Consider the following 17,618-nt stretch of genomic DNA (forward strand, 5'->3'; position numbering starts at 1 on the left):
GCCGGTGGCGGCGGACTCGCGAGGATCCCGCTCGGTGGGACTGGGCCCGCTCGGAGGCTGCGGATCCGGCTCACTATCGTCATATGAGCCACGAAGTCCTCGATGCCGTCCGGCCGCTGCTGCCGACGATCGCCGCCCGCTCGGGCGTTGCCGACGAGAACCGGGTCCTGCCGGCGGAGACGCTCGAGGAGCTGATCGCCGCGGGCGTCCTGCGGATGCTGCAGCCGAAACGCTACGGCGGCAGCGAGACCCATCCGCTGGAGTTCTACGAGGTGGTGCGCACGCTCGCCGGTGCCTGCGGGGCGACCGGTTGGGTCGCTTCGGTGCTCGGCGTGCACCCCTGGCACGTCGGTCTCTTCCCGGAAGCCGCCCAGGACGACGTCTACGGCGCCGACCCGGACACCGTCGTGTGCTCGGCCTACGCCCCGGTCGGGCGGCTCGAGCCGGTCCCCGGCGGCTACGAGCTCAGTGGCCGCTGGTCGTTCTCGTCCGGCTCGGACCACGCTCAGTGGGCACTGCTCGGTGCCCTGGTGGCCGGCGCCGACGGCGGGGCGGAGTTCGTCACCACGCTGGTCCCGCGCGCGGACTTCCGCGTCGTCGACGTGTGGGACGTCGTCGGCCTGCGTGGCACCGGCAGCAACGACGTGGTCGTCGACCGGGCGTTCGTGCCGGCGCACCGTACGCTGGCGCACCGCGAGCAGCGGGAGCTGCGCGGTCCCGGGCAGGCGGTCAACCCGGGACCGCTCTTCAGGATGCCGTTCGCGGCGGTCTTCACGGCAGCGGTCACCGCTCCCGTGGTGGGCGCGGTGAGCGGCTGCCTGGACACCTACCTCTCGAGCATGCGCGAGCGGGTCCGGGTCAGCCCGGCCGGGGGCCGTTTCGCCGAGGACCCCTACGCCCAGGTGGCGGTCGCGCGGGCCTCCTCCGAGGTCGAGGCCGCTGCCCTGCTGATGGACCGCAACATCGCCGCCCTCTACGACCTCGCGGTACGTGGGGAGGAGATCCCGATGGCGCTGCGGCTGAGGTCGCGGCGCGACCAGGTCCTCGGCACCGAGCGCGCTCTGGGGGCGATCGATCTGCTCTTCAAGACCGCCGGCGGCAACTCGCTGCACCGTGGCAACCCGATCGAGCGGGCGTGGCGGGACGCGCACGCCGGCAGCGTGCACGTCGCCAACGACGTCGAGCGCGCGCTCGCCGGCTACGGGCGGCACGCGTTCGGCCTGCCGGTGGACGACACCCTCGTGTGACCCTCCTCCCTCGCTGTCCTGGCGAGCGGGACGGGGCCGGTCCCGGATGTGATCTGGGCCTCAGAGTCGGGACCCGAACCACCACCCCGACTGGAGGCACCATGAACAACCTGGACAACAAGGTCATCGTCATCACCGGAGGAACGTCCGGCATCGGGCTCGCCGCCGCCGAGCGCGTGCTGAGCAACGGCGGCACGGCGGTGATCACCGGACGTGACGCGGAGAAGGGCAGGAAGGCGCTCTCCGAGCTCGGCAGCGACCGGGCGAGCTACCACCAGCACGATGCCGTCTCCCGGGAGAGCTGGGCCGCGGTCGTCGAGGCGGTCCTCGGCGAGCACGGCCACATCGACGGCCTGGTCAACAACGCCGGCCTCTCGGCCACACCGGTGCCCGTCGACCAGGTGAGCACGGACTCCTGGGACACCGTCGTGGCCACCAACCTCAGCGGCCCGTTCTACGGCATGCAGGCCGTCATCCCCGGCATGAAGGAGAACGGCGGCGGCTCGATCGTCAACGTCTCCTCCAGCGGTGGCCTGATGGGCCTGCCGCTCACCGCCGGCTACGCAGCCGCGAAGTGGGGCCTGCGCGGCCTCACCCGGGTCGCGGCGCTGGAGCTGGCGAGCAAGCGGATCCGGGTCAACACCGTGCACCCGGGGATGGTCTACACGCCGATGACTGCGGAGAGCGCCGGCCTGGTCGAGGGGGAGGGCAACTACCCGCCCGCCCCGATGGGACGTGTCGCCCAGGCCGCCGAGATCGCGGGCGCGATCGTCTACCTGCTCTCCGAGGACGCCTCCTACACCACGGGCGCCGAGCTCGCCGTCGACGGCGGCTGGACCGCGGGCATCGCGCCGCGGGCGCTGCTGGGCGACGAGATGGCTGGGGCGATCTTCGGCTGAGTCGCACCAGCAGGAGCAGACCCACAGAAGGGCGGGAGGTCGACGACCTCCCGCCCTTATGCCTGCCGTCGCCGGCGTGCTGTCACATCGCCGGTGGTGGTGGCGGCGTCTGCCCACTGAGCATCTCGGCCCGGCGGCCCGCGAAGATGGCGAGCTCGTCCGGATGCGTGTTGATCCAGAACCCGGTGCCGAGACCGTCGAGGATCGCGGCGGCGGCCTCGCGGGGCGTGATCCCGCCCTGCTCGAGATAGCCCTTCATCGTGTTCTGCCAGGTGTCGCTCCCGGGAGAGCCGTCGGCGACGTACGCGTCCTCGAAGATCCGGGTGCGCACCGCACCAGGACACACCACCGAGACCGAGACCTGCGGGTGCTGCTCGAGGCACTCCAGGTAGGCGCACTCCGTCAGTGCGAGCACCGCGTGCTTGGAGGCGTGGTAGGCCGAGTTGAGCGGCGCGGTGGCCAGTGCGCCGACCGAGGCGACGTTCACGACGTACGACGGCTCCGGGCTGGCGCCCATCCGTGGCACGAACGAGCGCAGCCCGTGGAAGACGCCGTTCACGTTGACGTCCAGCAGACGCCGCCAGCGCTCGGGCGGCAGCTCCCAGATGCGTCCGACGGTCTCGACGCCGGCGTTGTTGACGAGCAGCGCGACCGGGCCGTAGGCGTCGGTGGCTGCCTCCGCGAGCTGCTCGACCGCATCGGGGTCGGTGACGTCGGTCGGGACCGCGAGCGCCTCGGCGCCCTGTGCCCGCAGACCCTCGGCGACCTGCTCGACCCGGTCGGCGTCGACGTCGGCGAGCACGACGCGCAGGCCGCGTGCGGCCGCCTCCTCGGCGAGCCCCTGACCGATGCCGCTGCCGGCGCCGGTGATGACGGCCGTGCGGCCCGCCAGTTGTGTCATCCTCGTCCTCCATCGCTCTCGAGCACCGGGATGGTGCCGTCGGTCGCTGCCTGCGCGATGCTGCCGCGCAGCTCCTCGCACGCCGGGTGGCGCCCGTGGAAGGGGTCGCCGGGATCCCACGAGCGGCAGGTGGCCATCGCCGCCTCCGACCACTGCACCGAGGTCTGCTGCCAGCTGCTCTTCCGGGCGAGGACGGACGCACCGCAGGCCTGGCAGCTCACCGGGTGCATGGGCGCATCGGCGAGCCGGTTGTCGGGGCGTACGGCCATCAGGAGTCCTGCTCCTGGGCGCGGCGGGCGAGGTTTTCGTCGACCTCGCGGCGCCAAGCCTCGTTCGGCTTGGTCGTGTCGAGCTCGAACTCGAAGCGCTCGGTCATCTCGGGGGTGACGTCGGCGACATCGGTGTAGAACTGCTCGTACCACCGGCGCAGCTGGTAGACGGGGCCGTCCTCCTCGCACAGGAGCGGGTTGTCGATCCGGGTCTTGTTCTTCCAGATCGCCACGTCCTGCTCGAATCCGAGCCGGACGGTGTCGACCAGCTTCTGGGTCAGCTTCGCCGCCTCCTCAGGGTCCTCCGGGCCGTCGTCGGGCCGCTCCATGCTGATGCCGTACATGAGGACGAACGAGTTCTCGTCGATCGGGTAGTGGCAGTTGATCAGCACGGTCTTCACGTCGCCGTCGGCGTAGTGGTAGAGCAGGTCGTCGATCATGAACGACGGGCCGTAGTAGGTCGCGGCAGAGGTGTTGCCGAGCCGCTTCGGTGCCCCGATCTTCTTCTCCGCGGGGCGCATGTCGTCGCGGTTGACGCCCTTCTGGAGCTGGGTGGCGGTGTGGCCCTCGAAGACGTTCTTGAAGTACGTCGGGAAGCCGTGGTGCACGTAGAAGAAGTGGGCCATGTCGACGAGGTTGTCGATGATCTCGCGGCAGTTGGTCTCCACCCGCGTCTCGTACCAGGCCCAGTCCGTCCAGCCCGGCGTGCTGGGACCGCCCTCGATGAGCGGGATCGCCTGCTCCGGGATCGGCGGGTTGCCCTCGGGGTCGTTCCAGACGAACACCAGGCCGTCCTGCAGCATCGTCTGCCACGCCTGGGTGCGCGCCCGCATCGGGACACGCCGCGAGTAGGGGATCTGCTTGCAGCGGCCGTCACCACCCCACCGCCAGTCGTGGAACGGGCAGGCGACCTCGTCGCCCTTGATCGTGCCCTGGGAGAGGTCCCCGCCCATGTGCCGGCAGTAGGCATCGAGCACGTTCAGCTCGCCCGAGCTGTTCTCGAAGACGACCAGCTTCTTGCCGAAGGCGGTGATGGAGTGCGGCTTCCCATCGCGGAAAGTGCGCTCCAGGCCGATGCAGTGCCACCCCCGGGCGAAGCGGGTCGGCGCGGCCTCGAACTCGATCCGGCGCACCTGGTCGCCATCGGTCTCGAGCACGGTGGTTTCCAGCACGGTCATCTCGGCTCCCAAACGTCGCGGTTGATCTCTACCCCCGCAGGCTCGCCCCGAACGGGTCTCCGGGATCGGCGCCGTCCCACTGGGCAGGACCTGGCTCGGTGCGAGGTGCGTGACCGGGTGCAACCTGCGAGCAAGGGAGCCGTCGAGCTCCGTCCAGCGGCAGAGAAGGAAGCAGATGACGACGTACGTGACGGGCGGGCGGGTCGCCGACCGGACTGTGATCGTGACCGGAGGGGCCAGAGGCATCGGGGCCGCGTGCGCGCGCCGCCTGGCTGCCGAGGGAGCCCGGGTGGTGGTGGCCGACGTACTGGCGGAGGAGGGCAAGAAGGTCGTCGCGGAGATCGGCGACGCGGCGCTCTTCGTCGAGCTCGACGTGACCAGCGAGGCTGCCTGGCAGGACGCTGTTCGACAGGCGGAGGAGGCATTCGGGCCGGTCACCGGCCTCGTGAACAACGCAGGCATCGTGCACGTCGACCCCATCGAGGAGCTCAGCGAGGCCGACTACCGCAAGGTGATCGACGTCAACCAGGTCGGGGTGTTCCTCGGCATGAAGGCCGTCATCGGCTCGATGAAGCGCGCGGGCACCGGATCGATCGTCAACATCTCCTCGATCGGCGGGATCATCGCCTTCTCCCGGATCCTCGGCTACGTGGCCTCCAAGTGGGCTGTCCGGGGCATGACGAAGACCGCCGCGCAGGAGTTCGGTCCTCTCGGGGTCCGGGTCAACTCGGTGCACCCGGGAGTGGTGTCCTCCGAGATGACGGTCACCTCCGACCGCTCCCACGGCATGGCGGACCACCAGCCTCTGGCACGGGAGGCCGACCCCGACGAGATCGCCCGGCTCGTCCTCTTCCTCATCTCGGACGAGTCCAGCTTCTCCACCGGGTCCGAGTTCGTCGCCGACGGAGGTTTCACCACCGCTTGAGGCGATGCACGGACGAGCAGGGCGCAGACAAGCAGGGCGCGGGCGGCAGTGCCGCCCGCGCCCTCCTCGTTCGGGAAGTCAGTACTGGACCTTCACAGCCTCACCGGTCTCGGGATCGATCTCGTAGTAGTAGGACGTCGGGTCGCCGGGCCGCGGCGTCGGGCTGACCTTCCATGCCGTGCACACGAGGGAGCCGTTGGGCTCGAGCGTTGCCTTGATGATCTCGGTGTTGCCGGGGAACTGCTCCGGGAACGCCAGATCCGGCTTGTTGGCGCAGGTCTCGGGAAGCATGAGACCGAAGATGCCGCCGTGGGCCACCACGACCCCGGTGCCGCGGTCGTTGCGGTGCTCGCGGACATACCGCGCCCACCAGGGCTTCCAGCGGTCTCGGACGTCGTTGAAGCTCTCCTGGCCACCGAACGCGTCGTCTCGGGTGGACGGGTCGGTGGACCAGGTGGCCATGATGCGGCCGACTTCGGCCGGGTCCTTCGACGGCAGCTCGACCTCCCGGATGTCTTCGTCGGCGAGAACCGGGACGTCGTGGTCGGCGGCGACGCCGTCAGCGGTCTGGTAGGTGCGCACCATGATCGAGGAGTCGACCGAGGTGATCCTCTCGTCGGCGAGGTAGTCGACCAGGGCGTCGGCCTGCTGGATTCCCGTCGGAGACAGCTCCTCCTCCGGGGCCGGGTAGGCGCTGTGGGCGTGGCGTACGAACAGGATCTCGTAGCCGGAGCCGGTGGACCGCGGTCTCTGGTCGGCATCGGCATGGGCGGCCACGAGCGGCATCGTGGCGAGGACGGCGAGCGAGGATCCGAGAGCGAGAAGGCGAGTACGTCGTTTCATGGGGACCTCCGGTCTGGCGGGTGGTGGTCGAGGATGGCCATGGCCACGGACCCAGCAGGAGGGCTGTCCCGTTCACCAGGACTGGCGTCGAACTCGCGCTCCTGACCAGCGCAATCGGACGGTAGCCGGTGACGGCTGGGCCGATCGGGGGCACACTGGCCCCATGAAGTCCGTCTCCCGCGGAGGTCGTCCCGAGCTGCGGGTGCGCCTGGCCGCCGAGACGGCCAGCGTGCCGGGAGCACGCAGGTTCGTCACCGACGGGCTCCGCGAGTGGGGCCGCGGTCACCTCGTCGACGACGCCGCCCTGTGCATCACGGAGATGGCGGCGAACTCGGCGCTGCACAGCGGCAGTCCCTACATGCACATCCGTGTGCGTGATCTCGAGCCGGCCGTGCGCCTCAGCGTCGAGGACGACGGCGCGCTGGTCCCGCTCCCGGCCGTGGCCCCGCCGCCCATCGAGAGTCAGGGCACCACCGGGCGCGGGCTGGCGATCGTGTCGGTGCTCGCGGAGTCCTGGGGGATCGAGGAGCGTGCCGACGGGCGGCGCATCTGGGCCGAGCTCACCGGTGACGGGGTCGAGCACGACGTACGACCTCCGGAGGTGGAGCTCGGCGACCAGGCGATGCCGGAGCCCGTCGCCCTGCCCGCGGACTGGGTGACGGTCCGGCTGCCCGGGTGTCCCGTGCAGCTCGGGCTCCAGATCGACCAGCGCCTCGACGACCTGGTCCGTGAGCTCCAGCTCATCGACTCCGAGGAGGGCCCGACCCCGCCGCGCGAGCTCGGCCGGCTCATCGAGCGGCTGGTGACCCGACCGGCGTTCGCGCGTCACCTGGGGCGGCGCACCGCCCTGGACGCCGCCGCGGCGGGCCTGGATCACGTCGACATCGAGATGACCCTTCCCCGCGAGATGGCCTCCGTGGTCCGTGAGCTGCTGGCCGCCGACAACCTCGCCGACGAGCTCAGCGAAACCCACCAGCTGCTCACCCTGTGCTCCACCCCGGAGATGGTGTCGCTGCGCACCTGGTTCACGGAGAGCATCGCCGCTCAGGCGGAGAACGACGCCGATCCGGTGCCGTACGACGCCTGGGTGCGGGCGCGTCTCGACGCCGAGTGACATGTGACGCATTCCCGCGTCGGTCATCTCCGAGATCCAGTAGTGTCCTGGTGCCGCCGAGGAACGGAGCCACCATGTCGGCCCACACCGACCAAGTCGATGCCCTCTCACGTGCCGTGCTTCAGAAGGTCTCCCCGGACGAGGTCGCCCATCTCGAGCTGGTCACCAGCTCGTTCCACGCCTCGCGCAGGCGACAGCGGCACAACGACACGGTGGATCCGCTGGCCTTCGGCGTCGAGGCCGCGGTCACGGCGCTGGCGCCGATCGTCGTCATGATCTGCGCCAAGGTGCTCGAAGGTCTGGCCGAGGAATACACCGACCGGACGGCCCGGCGCGCGCTGTCCTGGATCAAACGCCGTCGTCGGCCCGATGACGCAGTCGTCGGGCCGTTCTCGGCCGAGGTGCTCGAGGACGTCGAGGAGGAGGCCCGCCGCAGCGCTCTCGCCTCCGGAGTGGACGAGGAGACCGCTGCCGTCATCGCCAAGAGCCTGGTGGCCGAGCTGCGAGGTGCGAACCAGACAGGCGATGAGCGATAGGACCGCGGCCCTCTCCGTAGGGTCGCGCCCGGAGCGCGACCCGTTCCGTTACCCGTCCGGCACCACGGTCCGGTTCGGCGTCCTGGTGCTGAGCGCCGTCTCGCTCGGCGTACCAGCGATCTCCGAGCGAGTGGCTAGTCTCCCAGGGTTCCTGCGCGGCGAGTTCGCTGGGACTGCGACCCGCAACCATCAGGTCCACGACTGCTACGCGCGGCTGTACCAGAACGGCGAGGAGGATCCGAGCGCCTTCGCCGCGTGCGGCGTGGTGTCGCCTGTGCCGCTGTGGGTCTTCGCCGTCGCGCTGGCCGGGTTCGTGGTCGTCGTGCTGGCGGTCTACTGGCTCATCCCCGTGCTCCGGGTCCGGCGACGAGGCTACGTCGCGATTCCGTACGCCGACCTGCGAGCCGAGCTCGACGGCCTGCGCGAGATGGCCGGTGTCGGGCACGAGATCCGTTGGTTGATCGACCCGGCGAACCCCCGCCCCGAGGCGTTGGCCTTCGGCAGGATCGGCCGTCGCTACATCATGCTCAGCGCGGGCGTCGTCGCCCTGCGCTCCCGGCAGCCGGCAGCCTTTCGCACCATCGTGCTGCACGAGCTGGCGCATCTGCGGAACCGCGACGTCGATCTCGCCTACCTCGCCATCGCCGTCTGGCGGGTGACCATGCCGATCGCTGCTCTCGAGGTCTTCGGATCCGTGTTCGCGCCATTGGTCTACAGCAGCAACCCCGGCCAGCTCATCGCCGGGTCGGTGGGTGCGGTCCAGACGATCCTGCTCATCGTCATGGTCCCCATCCTCCGCAACGGACTCCTGCGCACCCGCGAGCTGTACGCCGACGCGAGAGTGCGCCTCTGGACCAGCAGCGACGAGGTCGACGACTTCTTCTCGACCCACGCCGCGGCAGCCCCGCGCGGTCGCAGGCGCCGTAGGGCACTGTCGACGCATCCGGACCTCGGGGTCCGGCGCGCTGCCCTCCGAGACGACTCCCGGCTGTTTCAGGTGCGGATCGCGGAGGCCTTCGCCACCGGACTCGTCTTCGGGATCTTCTACACGCAGATCATCAGGATCAGCGACTTTCGGCCGAACTCCGAGGAGACCACCTGGTCCTTCGTGGCGGTCCGGGTCGTCGCCGTCCTCCTCGTCGGAGTCTGGAGCATCGCAGCGTTGCGTGCCCTTCAAACTTCCCCTGCCGATCGGCGCGGGAGCGCCATGATTCCCTCAGCGGTCGGCCTGGGGCTCGGCTGGTCCCTGGGTGCCGGCGTACTCAATCTGGACGTCGCCTGGAACCTCTACAACGTCAGGTTCGGCGTCCTCGGTCTGTGCTGCTGGGTCCTGGCGAGCGTGGGGCTCGCCATCGTCGGGTCCCGTTACGTGCACTCCGTGATCCGGACCTGGTTCCATCCGGGCGACGATTCCCGCCCGCGCGGTGCCTGGCTGGGACCGGCTGCGATCGCCCTGGGTCTGGTGCTGGTCGTGAGCGGCGTCCTCGCGCCCCACTCGATCTCGGAGCTGGCCACGATCAGCTTCGCGTACGCCTTCCCCGGGCACGCGGTGATCTACCTCCTGGAAGGGCCGATCTTCGTGCTGTGCAACCTGCTCGTCGTCTGGATCACCTGGCGCTCCGTCGCGCTGGGCGCCGCCGCGTGGGTCGTGCTGCTGATCGTGAATTCCCGCCGCGCCCGCCGGGCGCGGGCGCTACGTTGAGCGCATGCGTGTCCGTATCCCCCTCGGTATCACCCTCGTCTCCCTGCTCGTCGGCCCCGTGCTGACGGCCACCTCGGCCGCCGCCGAGACTGCTCCGAACCCGTGGTTGGAGCAGCGGGTCCTGAACATGGCGCACTCAGGTGGTGAGGACGAGGCGCCGACGAACACGATGTACGCCTTCAAGCGGGCCGCCTCGATCGGCGCCGACATGCTCGAGCTCGACGTCCACTCCACCGCCGACGGCCACCTGGTCGTGATCCATGACGCCGACGTCCAGCGCACCACCGACGGCGCCGGGCTGGTCGAGGACATGACCCTCGAGCAGGTGCAGGCCCTGGATGCGGCCTACTGGTTCGTGCCCGGACGCAACACCGTGCGCGGTCTGCCCGATTCCGCCTACCCGCTGCGCGGCGCCCGCCACGGCGAGAAGGTCCCCGGCTACAAGAACAAGGACTTCCGGGTCCCGACCCTGGCCGAGGTGTTCCGGGAGTTCCCCGACACCCCGATCAACATCGAGATCAAGGGCACCGCCGACACCGACCTGCCGTCCTTCCTGCGTACGGGACGCCTGCTGGCCGACTTCCTGAACAGGTCCGGGCGCACCGATGTCATCGTCGCCTCGTTCAACGACGCCGCTCTCGTCGACTTCCACGCGCGGGCGCCGCAGATCGGCCTCGCGCCCGGCATGGCCGGCATGATGGCGTACTTCATGGCCGGGGTGAAGCCGATCGAGGGGACCGTGGCTTTCCAGGTGCCGGTGCAGTTCCAAGGGATCCCCGTCGCCACCCGCGCGTTCGTGCAGCGGGCCCATGCCGACGGCTACGCCGTGCACGTGTGGTTCAGCGGCTCCGCGCCCGACGACGCCGCGACGTACTCACGGATGGTCGACGCCTGTGTCGACGGCATCATGCCCGCGAAACCGTCCGTCCTCGAGGAGGTCCTCGACGGCCGCGGCATCGAGCGGCCCGGTCGCCCCGGCCTGGACCCCTGCGCCTGACGCCCTATCCGCGGTCGCGGCTCAGCGGCTGCGGTGGTAGGAGCGGGTGCGACTGGAGATCCACGCGGCGTACGCCGCAGGCGGCACAGCGTACGTAGTGGACTCTGCCTTCCGAGGTCTGGTGGCTGGACTCGGTGAGCCAGCCGTGCTCGTGGAAGCCGCCGGTCGCGTGCCGGGTCTGCTCTGCAGCGATGTCGGTCATGTTCACCACCCTGCTGTAATGGTCTTATGCATCTCAACCCTTACGGCGAGTATGCGGTGCTTCTGGCGGCCTCGCTCGCCGATGACTGGCCCGCGGATCGAGCCGGCATCGAGGCTCGGACCCGGATGTTAGGCATGACGATGGACTTCGCGGAGTCGCCCGACGACCATCCGCGCACTCGCGCGGTGATCGACGAATGGCTACGCGTCGTCGACGCCGGGAACCCGGGGGAGCGGGCGGCGCTGCTCAACGACCTGATGGCGCAGGCAGCTGCTTATCCGCGGTTGACCGACCACGGCGGGGAGGGATGGCACATCCATTACCGGGACGAGGCCAACGACTCGCTTCCCGACGTGCTGCGCGCGGTGATCAGCGTCGGCACCGCCTTGCACCTGACGACCCGAGGCATCCATCGTCTGAGCCGCTGCGCCGCGGGACAGATGGCCGGCGACCCCTGCACCGCGGTGGTCGTGGACGTCACCCGCAACGGACGCCAGCGCTACTGCTCGGTCCGCTGCGCCAACCGCGCCGCGGTCCGCCGTCACCGCGCCCGACGCCCGTTGGCCGCCCCGGGAGGATGACGACTCCCCGGTCATCTGCTCGGCCCGTCACTGCGACTGGCGTTGCAGAGCCATCAACAGCGCGCCGCGTCCGGCGTGCTCGAGGTCGAGGCGCAACGCCTCGACGGCCGACTCGTCGTCGATCATCAGCTTGTCCATGAGGTCACGGTGCAGGCCGGCCAGCTTCGCGACGGTGAAGTCGGGGCGCAGGTTGGCGAGCAGGAGGCGAAGCTCGTCCTCGCATGACTGGTGAGCCGCGACGAGCCGCCGGTTGCCGGATGCCTCCACGATCGCGCGGTGGATCTGGCCGTGAACCTCGATGAGCGTCCCCCACGGCGTGTCCTCTGCCAGTGACTCGAGCCGCTGCACCGCGTACTCGACGGGGGAGAGGTCCGCGCGCCGGCTCAAGGCGAGCCGGAGACTGCCGAGCTCGACCACGCTGCGGAACTCGAAGACGGTGTCGATCCGCTCCCGGGTCAGTTCCGGAACGCGTGCCCCTTTGTGGCGCTCGTGGATGACGAGCCCGGTCGCGGCGAGCTGGTTGATCGCCGCGCGAACGGTGTGGCGGCCGACATCGAAACGCGCGGTGAGCTGCTCCTCGCGAAGGTGCTCCCCGGGCGCGAGGTTCCCGTCGAGGAGATCCGCCCGCAGCGCCTCCACGACGCGATCTGGAGCGCTGATCTTCGGCGGCCTCGCTCCGGGACCGTCAGCGGACGTCATGCGTCGATCCTCTCATTGGCGGTGCCAGGTGCAGGCGGCGACCGGTGCGTGGGGATCCCTTGTCGCAGCGTGGCTATTGTGTCACAATCCAACGAATTTGTGACACAACTGTTGCCTCGGTTCGGCTGCTCGGTGTGAGCGGCTTCCCGGCACCGAACGAGAAGGACGGCCACTCATGAGCAGCACCACGTCCCGGCACCGTACGCAGCGCAGGCTGCCGCGCTGGAAGGACCTCGCCCCGTTGGTCCGCGTCCGGCGCTGGGAGCCCGACGGTCGGAAACGCCGGCTGCAGCGAGCCCTCACGGTGGCCGACCTCGCCGACATCGGACGTCGCAGGACGCCACGGTCGGTCTTCGAGTACGTCGACGGTGCGGCCGAGGCCGGGCTCAGCCTCGAGCGTGCTCGCCGCGCCTTTGCCAGAGTGGAGTTCGACGCACGGGTGTTGCGCGACGTGGCATCGGTGGACACCAGCACCACGATCCTGGGTCGCCGGGCCGAGTTCCCGCTCGTCCTGGCTCCGACGGGGTTCACCCGGATGATGCATCACGAGGGCGAGCCCGCGGTGGCCCGCGCGGCAGCGACCGCAGGGATCCCCTACACGCTGTCGACCATGGGCACGACGTCGCCCGCGGACCTCATGGCTGCAGCGCCCACCGGCCAGAACTGGTTCCAGCTCTACCTGTGGCGAGACCGGGCCGCGACGCTCGAGGTGATCGAGTCCGCCCGCGTCGCCGGCTACGACACCCTGGTGCTGACCGTCGACACCCCGGTGGCGGGCAACAGGCTGAGGGACGCGCGCAACGGACTGACCATCCCGCCAACGCTCAATCTCCGGACCCTGCTCGACATGTCCAGGCATCCTGCGTGGTGGGCGAACCTGGTGACGACAGCACCCCTGGAGTTCGCTGCCCTGCGGTCGTTCGACGGCACGGTGGCCGAGCTGGTGGACACCATGTTCGACCCCTCCCTGAGCTTCGCGGATCTCGCCTGGCTCCGTGACCAGTGGCGCGGAAAGCTCGTCGTGAAGGGCCTCCAGTCGGTCGAGGACGTCCGGCTCGTGGTCGAGACCGGTGTCGACGGCATCGTCGTCTCGAACCACGGTGGCCGGCAGCTCGACCGAGCCGCCACACCCCTGGAGCTGCTGCCTGCCGTCGCGGAGGCCGTGGACGGTCGTTGTCAGATCTTCCTGGACACCGGGATCCTCTCGGGCGCAGACATCGCGGCAGCGCTGGGGATGGGCGCCGACGCCTGCATGGTGGGCCGTGCGTACCTCTACGGCTTGATGGCAGGTGGCGAACGCGGCGTGGACCGTGCGCTCGACCTCCTTCGCGCCGAGATGACCCGGACGATGCAGCTCATGGGCGCGGCATCTGTCGCCGATCTGCGGGGGAGGGCCCGGCTCCGACCGTGAGCCGGCCGAGGGACCCTCTCTCGTCCCGCCCGGTCCTGGTCAGTCGTGAGCCGGCGAGGACCCGGCGGTCTCGTCGTCGACCGAGTGGGTGCGGTCCCACGCCGACATGACCATGAGCGTCTTCGTGCCGGCGACGATGCCGGTGCGGCGAATCGCGTTGACGACCTGTTGCAGGTGCTCGACGTTGCGGACCCGGAAGCGCACGAGCGCGTCGGGGTCGCCGGCGATCGTGTAGTACTGCTGCACCTCGGGCACCCGCCGGGCGATCTCCTCGATCTTCTCGGTGGCCGTGTCCCCGGCCAGTCGGATCTCGGTGAAGGCGTCGATCTCGCCGACGGCGGCGTCGTCGATGACGGCGACGTATCCGCGGATGACGCCGGTGCTCTCCAGCTTCTCGATCCGCCGCGCGACCGGAGCGCTCGACAGCCCCACCCGGCGTCCGATCTCGCTGACCGGCATCCGTGCGTTCCGGCGCAGGAGGTCGAGGATCTGTCGGTCGATGGCGTCCATGTCCGGTCTCCTGTCGACATCAGCGATCGTGCGTCGTACGCGTAATTCTAAGTGTCTACGACGGGGCTGGCGCAAAAATAGTTTCACATGCGCACGGATCGAGCGCAATGGTTGCGCCTGGATGTAACCCCCATCACGCTTCTGCCGAACCGCCGAGACAACAGGAGCGTCATGACCGTGGAAACCCACCCGAACGAGCCGTGGTCCGTCCTCGATACGGCCGGGCGCCTGCGGCCGGACGAGCGCGTCCCGAGCGACGAGGCCGCCCTCGACCTGCGCCGTGCCTACCGGGACATGGTGCTCGCTCGACGTGTGGATGCCGAGGCGATCGCCCTGCAGCGGCAGGGCGAGCTCGGCCTGTGGCCGTCCATGCTGGGGCAGGAGGGCGCCCAGGTCGGTGCCGGCTCGGCGCTGCGACCGCAGGACGTCGTGTTCCCCACCTACCGGGAGCACGCGGTCGCCTGGTGCTTCGGTGTCGATCCGGTCCAGCTGCTGGGTCTGTTCCGTGGCACGACCATGGGCGGCTGGGACCCCCGCGAGCGCAACTTCAACCTCTACACCCTGGTCATCGGGGCGCAGACGCTCCACGGCGTCGGATACGCGATGGGCATCATCCGCGACGGCGACGTCGGCACCGGTGACCCCGAGCGTGACCGTGCCGTCCTGATCTTCCTGGGCGACGGCGCGCTGAGCGAGGGCGAGACCAACGAGGCGTTCGTGTGGGCGGCGGCCCAGCAGCTCCCGGTGGTCTTCTTCTGCCAGAACAACCAGTGGGCGATCTCGGCGCCCTTCTCGGTGCAGAGCAGGATCCCCGCTGCCGAGCGGGCCCGCGGCTTCGGGTTCCCGGGCGTGCGCGTCGACGGCAACGACGTCATCGCCTGCCACGCCGCGACCCAGGAGGCACTCGCCACGGCTCGCGCGGGCGGCGGGCCGACCCTCATCGAGGCGGTCACCTACCGGCGCAATCCGCACACGACCTCCGACGACGACCTGCGCTACCGCAGCAACTCCGAGAACGACGAGTGGGAAGGCCGCGACCCCATCGAGCGCCTGCGGCTGCTGCTCACCGGCGAGGACGCCCCCGAGCGCCTCGACGACGACTTCCTGGCCGAGCTGGCGCAGGAGGAGCAGGCACTGGCCGAGCGGTTGCGGACCGGGTGCCGAGCCCTGCCGGTGCCGTCACCTGAGGATCCGTTCGTCCACACCCTCGAGCAGATGCCCGCCGACCTGGTCCGCCAGCGCGACGAGCACCTGGCGTTCGTCGCCGCCGGAGAGGGAGACCACGCATGAGCACCGCACTGGCCCACGCCTTGAACACCGGGCTTCGCGACTCGATGGAGTCCGATGAGAAGGTCCTGCTGATCGGGGAGGACATCGGCGAGCTGGGCGGCGTCTTCCGTGTCACCGACGGTCTCGCGAAGGACTTCGGTGAGGACCGCGTCGTCACCTCGCCGCTCGGCGAGGCCGGCATCGTCGGCAGCGCCATCGGGCTGGCCATGGCCGGCTACCGGCCGGTGTGCGAGATCCAGTTCGACGGCTTCGTCTTCCCTGCCATGAACCAGATCACCACGCAGCTCGCCAAGTATCGGCACCGTTCCGAGGGGGCCGTCACCCTTCCTGTGGTCATCCGCGTCCCGGTCGGCGGCGGCATCGGCGCGATCGAGCACCACAGCGAGTCGCCGGAGGCCTACTTCGCCCACACGCCGGGCCTCCGCGTCCTGTGCCCCTCGAGCGCGCAGGATGCCTACGATCTGCTCGGCCAGGCCATCGCCTGCAACGACCCGGTGATCTTCCTCGAGCCCAAACGCTCCTACTGGGCCAAGGGGGAGCTCGACACGACCGCGACGCCGTTGCCGATGGACCAGGCACGCATCGTGCGTCCGGGCGACGACCTGACCCTGGTGACCTACGGGGCGCTCGTGCCGACCGCGGTCGAGGTGGCCGCCGCGGCCGCCGAGGAGGGACGCTCCATCGAGGTCATCGACCTCCGGTCGCTCTCGCCGATCGACGACGCGACGATCGTCGCCTCGGTCGAGAGGACCGGTCGGCTGGTCGTCGCCCACGAGGCGTCGCAGACCGCGGGGCTCGGCTCGGAGGTCGCCGCGCGCGTCCAGGACCAGGCGTTCTACGCACTGGAGGCGCCGATCATCCGGGTGACCGGATACGACACGCCGTACCCGGCGAGCCGGCTCGAGCACGACTGGCTCCCGAGCCTCGACCGCATCCTCGACGCCGTCGACCGCAGCTTCACCTACTGAGGACTCCCGAAACATGACGAACATCCAGCAGTTCAACCTCCCCGACGTCGGCGAGGGCCTGACCGAGGCCGAGATCGTGACCTGGCTGGTCGCGCCGGGTGACGTCGTCGAGGTCAACCAGACCCTCGTCGAGATCGAGACGGCGAAGTCCCTCGTCGAGCTCCCGTCGCCCTTCGCCGGCGAAGTGATCGAGCTGCACGCCGCTGAGGGCACGACCGTCGACGTCGGCACGCCCATCATCAGCATCGCGACCGCCGCACCCGCGCCCGAGAAGGCGCCGACGAGCCCGTCCGGGCAGGCGGCGGAGCAGGGTGACGCTCACGTCGGCGAGCCGAAGCTGCTCGTCGGGTACGGGGCGAAGGAGACCAGCAGCCGGCGCCGCCGTTCCGCCTCCCGCCAGCTGCCCGTCGAGCGGCCCGTGCCGCCGGCCGCGCCCGCAGCGTCACCGTCTGGACCCGTCCGGACCAAGCCGCCGGTGCGGAAGCTGGCGAAGGTCCTCGGGATCGACCTCGCCGCCCTCACCCCGACCGGGCCCGGCGGCATCGTGACCCGAGCCGACGTGCTCGATGCCGCCTCGACCGACGGTGCGGCTCCGACGGCCCCTGACGTCGACAGGACCATCGCCACCGATGCGGTGCCCGCGGAGATCAGGATCCCGATCAAGGGGGTGCGCAAGCACACCGCGGCGGCCATGGTCAGCTCCGCCTTCACTGCTCCCCACGTCACCGAGTTCGTCACGCTCGACATCACCGCGACGATGGAGCTGCGGGACCGGGTCGCCGCCCGGCGCGACTTCGAGGGGGTGAAGCTGAGTCCGCTGTGCTTCATCGCCAAGGCGTTCCTGCGCGCCATCGAACGCACCCCGTCGGCGAACTCCCGGTGGGACGAGGCGGCACAGGAGATCGTGCAGCTGCGCGAGATCAACCTCGGCATCGCGGCTGCGACGCCCCGGGGCCTCGTGGTGCCGAACATTCGCAGCGCCCAGCGCCTGAGTCTGGCCGAGCTCGCCACGGCCATCGCCGACCTCGCCGCCACCGCCCGGTCGGGCAAGACGCCGCCCGAGGCGATGGCCGACGGCACGGTGACGATCAGCAACTTCGGAGTTTTCGGTGTCGACACCGGCACCCCGATCCTGAATCCCGGCGAGACCGCGATCCTCGGCGTGGGCACGATCTCCCGCCAGCCGTGGGTCGTGGGGGAGGGCGCCGACGAGCGTCTGGAGCCCCGCTGGGTCACGACCCTGGCGCTGTCGTTCGACCACCGGGTCATGGACGGCCAGCAGGGCTCGGAGCTGTTGGCCGACACGGCGGCCTTCCTGCGCGACCCCGCCCTCGCGACGCTCTGAC

19 protein-coding genes are annotated in these 17,618 nt (G+C 70.2%); 12 read left to right on the forward strand and 7 right to left on the reverse strand.

Annotated features, from left to right (window positions below; genetic code table 11):
* Nucleotides 1–83: 83 nt before the first annotated feature.
* Both hsaA and WBG06_RS12845 read left to right on the forward strand, forming a co-directional pair.
* Nucleotides 84–1,247: a 3-hydroxy-9,10-secoandrosta-1,3,5(10)-triene-9,17-dione monooxygenase oxygenase subunit gene (gene hsaA, locus WBG06_RS12840; RefSeq protein WP_336737168.1), complete on the forward strand. Its 1,164-nt coding sequence runs from the start codon at nucleotides 84–86 to the stop codon at nucleotides 1,245–1,247.
* 101 nt (nucleotides 1,248–1,348) lie between these two features.
* On the forward strand, nucleotides 1,349–2,146 hold the full coding sequence (locus tag WBG06_RS12845; protein WP_336737169.1) for an SDR family oxidoreductase: 798 nt from the start codon (nucleotides 1,349–1,351) through the stop codon (nucleotides 2,144–2,146).
* Nucleotides 2,147–2,228: 82 nt separating this feature from the next.
* On the opposite strand, the gene WBG06_RS12850 is transcribed toward WBG06_RS12845, so the two are convergent.
* From WBG06_RS12850 to WBG06_RS12860, 3 genes are read right to left on the reverse strand one after another with little or no spacing between them, the layout of a single operon-like run.
* The gene (locus tag WBG06_RS12850; protein ID WP_336737170.1) at nucleotides 2,229–3,047 is read right to left on the reverse strand and encodes an SDR family NAD(P)-dependent oxidoreductase; all 819 of its coding nucleotides are present in this window, start codon (nucleotides 3,045–3,047) and stop codon (nucleotides 2,229–2,231) included.
* Nucleotides 3,044–3,316, reverse strand: a complete 273-nt coding sequence (locus WBG06_RS12855; RefSeq protein WP_336737172.1) for a ferredoxin — start codon at nucleotides 3,314–3,316, stop codon at nucleotides 3,044–3,046. The genes WBG06_RS12850 and WBG06_RS12855 overlap by 4 nt, the downstream gene beginning before the upstream one ends.
* Nucleotides 3,316–4,494, reverse strand: a complete 1,179-nt coding sequence (locus WBG06_RS12860) for a Rieske 2Fe-2S domain-containing protein (RefSeq protein ID WP_336737173.1) — start codon at nucleotides 4,492–4,494, stop codon at nucleotides 3,316–3,318. The genes WBG06_RS12855 and WBG06_RS12860 overlap by 1 nt, the downstream gene beginning before the upstream one ends.
* A gap of 175 nt (nucleotides 4,495–4,669) precedes the next feature.
* Here WBG06_RS12860 and WBG06_RS12865 point away from each other — a divergent pair, with 175 nt between their 5' ends.
* Nucleotides 4,670–5,419, forward strand: coding sequence for a glucose 1-dehydrogenase (locus WBG06_RS12865; RefSeq protein ID WP_336737174.1), 750 nt, complete (start codon nucleotides 4,670–4,672; stop codon nucleotides 5,417–5,419).
* A gap of 78 nt (nucleotides 5,420–5,497) precedes the next feature.
* On the opposite strand, the gene WBG06_RS12870 is transcribed toward WBG06_RS12865, so the two are convergent.
* A complete protein-coding gene (locus WBG06_RS12870) occupies nucleotides 5,498–6,262 on the reverse strand; it encodes a histidine phosphatase family protein (protein WP_336737175.1) in 765 nt (254 codons plus the stop codon).
* A 163-nt stretch (nucleotides 6,263–6,425) separates the two neighbouring features.
* Here WBG06_RS12870 and WBG06_RS12875 point away from each other — a divergent pair, with 163 nt between their 5' ends.
* The 4 genes from WBG06_RS12875 to WBG06_RS12890 all read left to right on the forward strand — a co-directional run bounded on the left by WBG06_RS12875 (nucleotide 6,426) and on the right by WBG06_RS12890 (nucleotide 10,611).
* The gene (locus WBG06_RS12875; protein ID WP_336737176.1) at nucleotides 6,426–7,376 is read left to right on the forward strand and encodes an ATP-binding protein; all 951 of its coding nucleotides are present in this window, start codon (nucleotides 6,426–6,428) and stop codon (nucleotides 7,374–7,376) included.
* A 74-nt stretch (nucleotides 7,377–7,450) separates the two neighbouring features.
* A complete protein-coding gene (locus tag WBG06_RS12880) occupies nucleotides 7,451–7,912 on the forward strand; it encodes a hypothetical protein (protein WP_336737177.1) in 462 nt (153 codons plus the stop codon).
* Nucleotides 7,902–9,614 (forward strand): M48 family metalloprotease, encoded by a 1,713-nt coding sequence (locus WBG06_RS12885; protein WP_336737178.1) that lies wholly within the window; start codon nucleotides 7,902–7,904, stop codon nucleotides 9,612–9,614. The genes WBG06_RS12880 and WBG06_RS12885 overlap by 11 nt, the downstream gene beginning before the upstream one ends.
* A gap of 4 nt (nucleotides 9,615–9,618) precedes the next feature.
* On the forward strand, nucleotides 9,619–10,611 hold the full coding sequence (locus WBG06_RS12890; RefSeq protein ID WP_336737179.1) for a glycerophosphodiester phosphodiesterase: 993 nt from the start codon (nucleotides 9,619–9,621) through the stop codon (nucleotides 10,609–10,611).
* 4 nt (nucleotides 10,612–10,615) lie between these two features.
* On the opposite strand, the gene WBG06_RS12895 is transcribed toward WBG06_RS12890, so the two are convergent.
* A complete protein-coding gene (locus WBG06_RS12895; protein ID WP_336737180.1) occupies nucleotides 10,616–10,813 on the reverse strand; it encodes a hypothetical protein in 198 nt (65 codons plus the stop codon).
* Between the two features lie 26 nt (nucleotides 10,814–10,839).
* Between WBG06_RS12895 and WBG06_RS12900 the strand changes: the two genes are divergently transcribed.
* Nucleotides 10,840–11,394 carry a CGNR zinc finger domain-containing protein gene (locus WBG06_RS12900; protein WP_336737181.1) on the forward strand — a complete coding sequence of 185 codons (555 nt, stop codon included), beginning with the start codon at nucleotides 10,840–10,842 and terminating at the stop codon, nucleotides 11,392–11,394.
* A 27-nt stretch (nucleotides 11,395–11,421) separates the two neighbouring features.
* Here the strand turns inward: WBG06_RS12900 and WBG06_RS12905 are convergent, their stop codons facing one another.
* Nucleotides 11,422–12,093 (reverse strand): GntR family transcriptional regulator, encoded by a 672-nt coding sequence (locus WBG06_RS12905; protein WP_336737182.1) that lies wholly within the window; start codon nucleotides 12,091–12,093, stop codon nucleotides 11,422–11,424.
* 175 nt (nucleotides 12,094–12,268) lie between these two features.
* On the opposite strand from WBG06_RS12905, the gene WBG06_RS12910 reads away from it, so the two are divergent.
* A complete protein-coding gene (locus WBG06_RS12910) occupies nucleotides 12,269–13,504 on the forward strand; it encodes an alpha-hydroxy acid oxidase (RefSeq protein ID WP_336737183.1) in 1,236 nt (411 codons plus the stop codon).
* 39 nt (nucleotides 13,505–13,543) lie between these two features.
* Here the strand turns inward: WBG06_RS12910 and WBG06_RS12915 are convergent, their stop codons facing one another.
* Nucleotides 13,544–14,014 carry an Lrp/AsnC family transcriptional regulator gene (locus WBG06_RS12915; RefSeq protein WP_336737184.1) on the reverse strand — a complete coding sequence of 157 codons (471 nt, stop codon included), beginning with the start codon at nucleotides 14,012–14,014 and terminating at the stop codon, nucleotides 13,544–13,546.
* Between the two features lie 171 nt (nucleotides 14,015–14,185).
* On the opposite strand from WBG06_RS12915, the gene WBG06_RS12920 reads away from it, so the two are divergent.
* Genes WBG06_RS12920 through WBG06_RS12930 form a run of 3 tightly spaced genes read left to right on the forward strand, consistent with a single transcriptional unit; the run spans nucleotide 14,186 to nucleotide 17,617 of the window.
* On the forward strand, nucleotides 14,186–15,304 hold the full coding sequence (locus WBG06_RS12920) for a thiamine pyrophosphate-dependent enzyme (RefSeq protein ID WP_336737185.1): 1,119 nt from the start codon (nucleotides 14,186–14,188) through the stop codon (nucleotides 15,302–15,304).
* On the forward strand, nucleotides 15,301–16,272 hold the full coding sequence (locus WBG06_RS12925) for an alpha-ketoacid dehydrogenase subunit beta (RefSeq protein WP_336737186.1): 972 nt from the start codon (nucleotides 15,301–15,303) through the stop codon (nucleotides 16,270–16,272). Before WBG06_RS12920 ends, WBG06_RS12925 begins: the two co-directional genes overlap by 4 nt.
* 13 nt (nucleotides 16,273–16,285) lie before the next feature.
* Entirely contained in the window at nucleotides 16,286–17,617 is a 1,332-nt protein-coding gene (locus tag WBG06_RS12930; RefSeq protein WP_336737188.1) for a dihydrolipoamide acetyltransferase family protein, read from the forward strand.
* Nucleotide 17,618: the final 1 nt, after the last annotated feature.

Source organism: Nocardioides sp. CCNWLW239 (genome assembly GCF_037137035.1).
In the GTDB taxonomy this organism is placed as follows: Bacteria; Actinomycetota; Actinomycetes; order Propionibacteriales; family Nocardioidaceae; genus Nocardioides.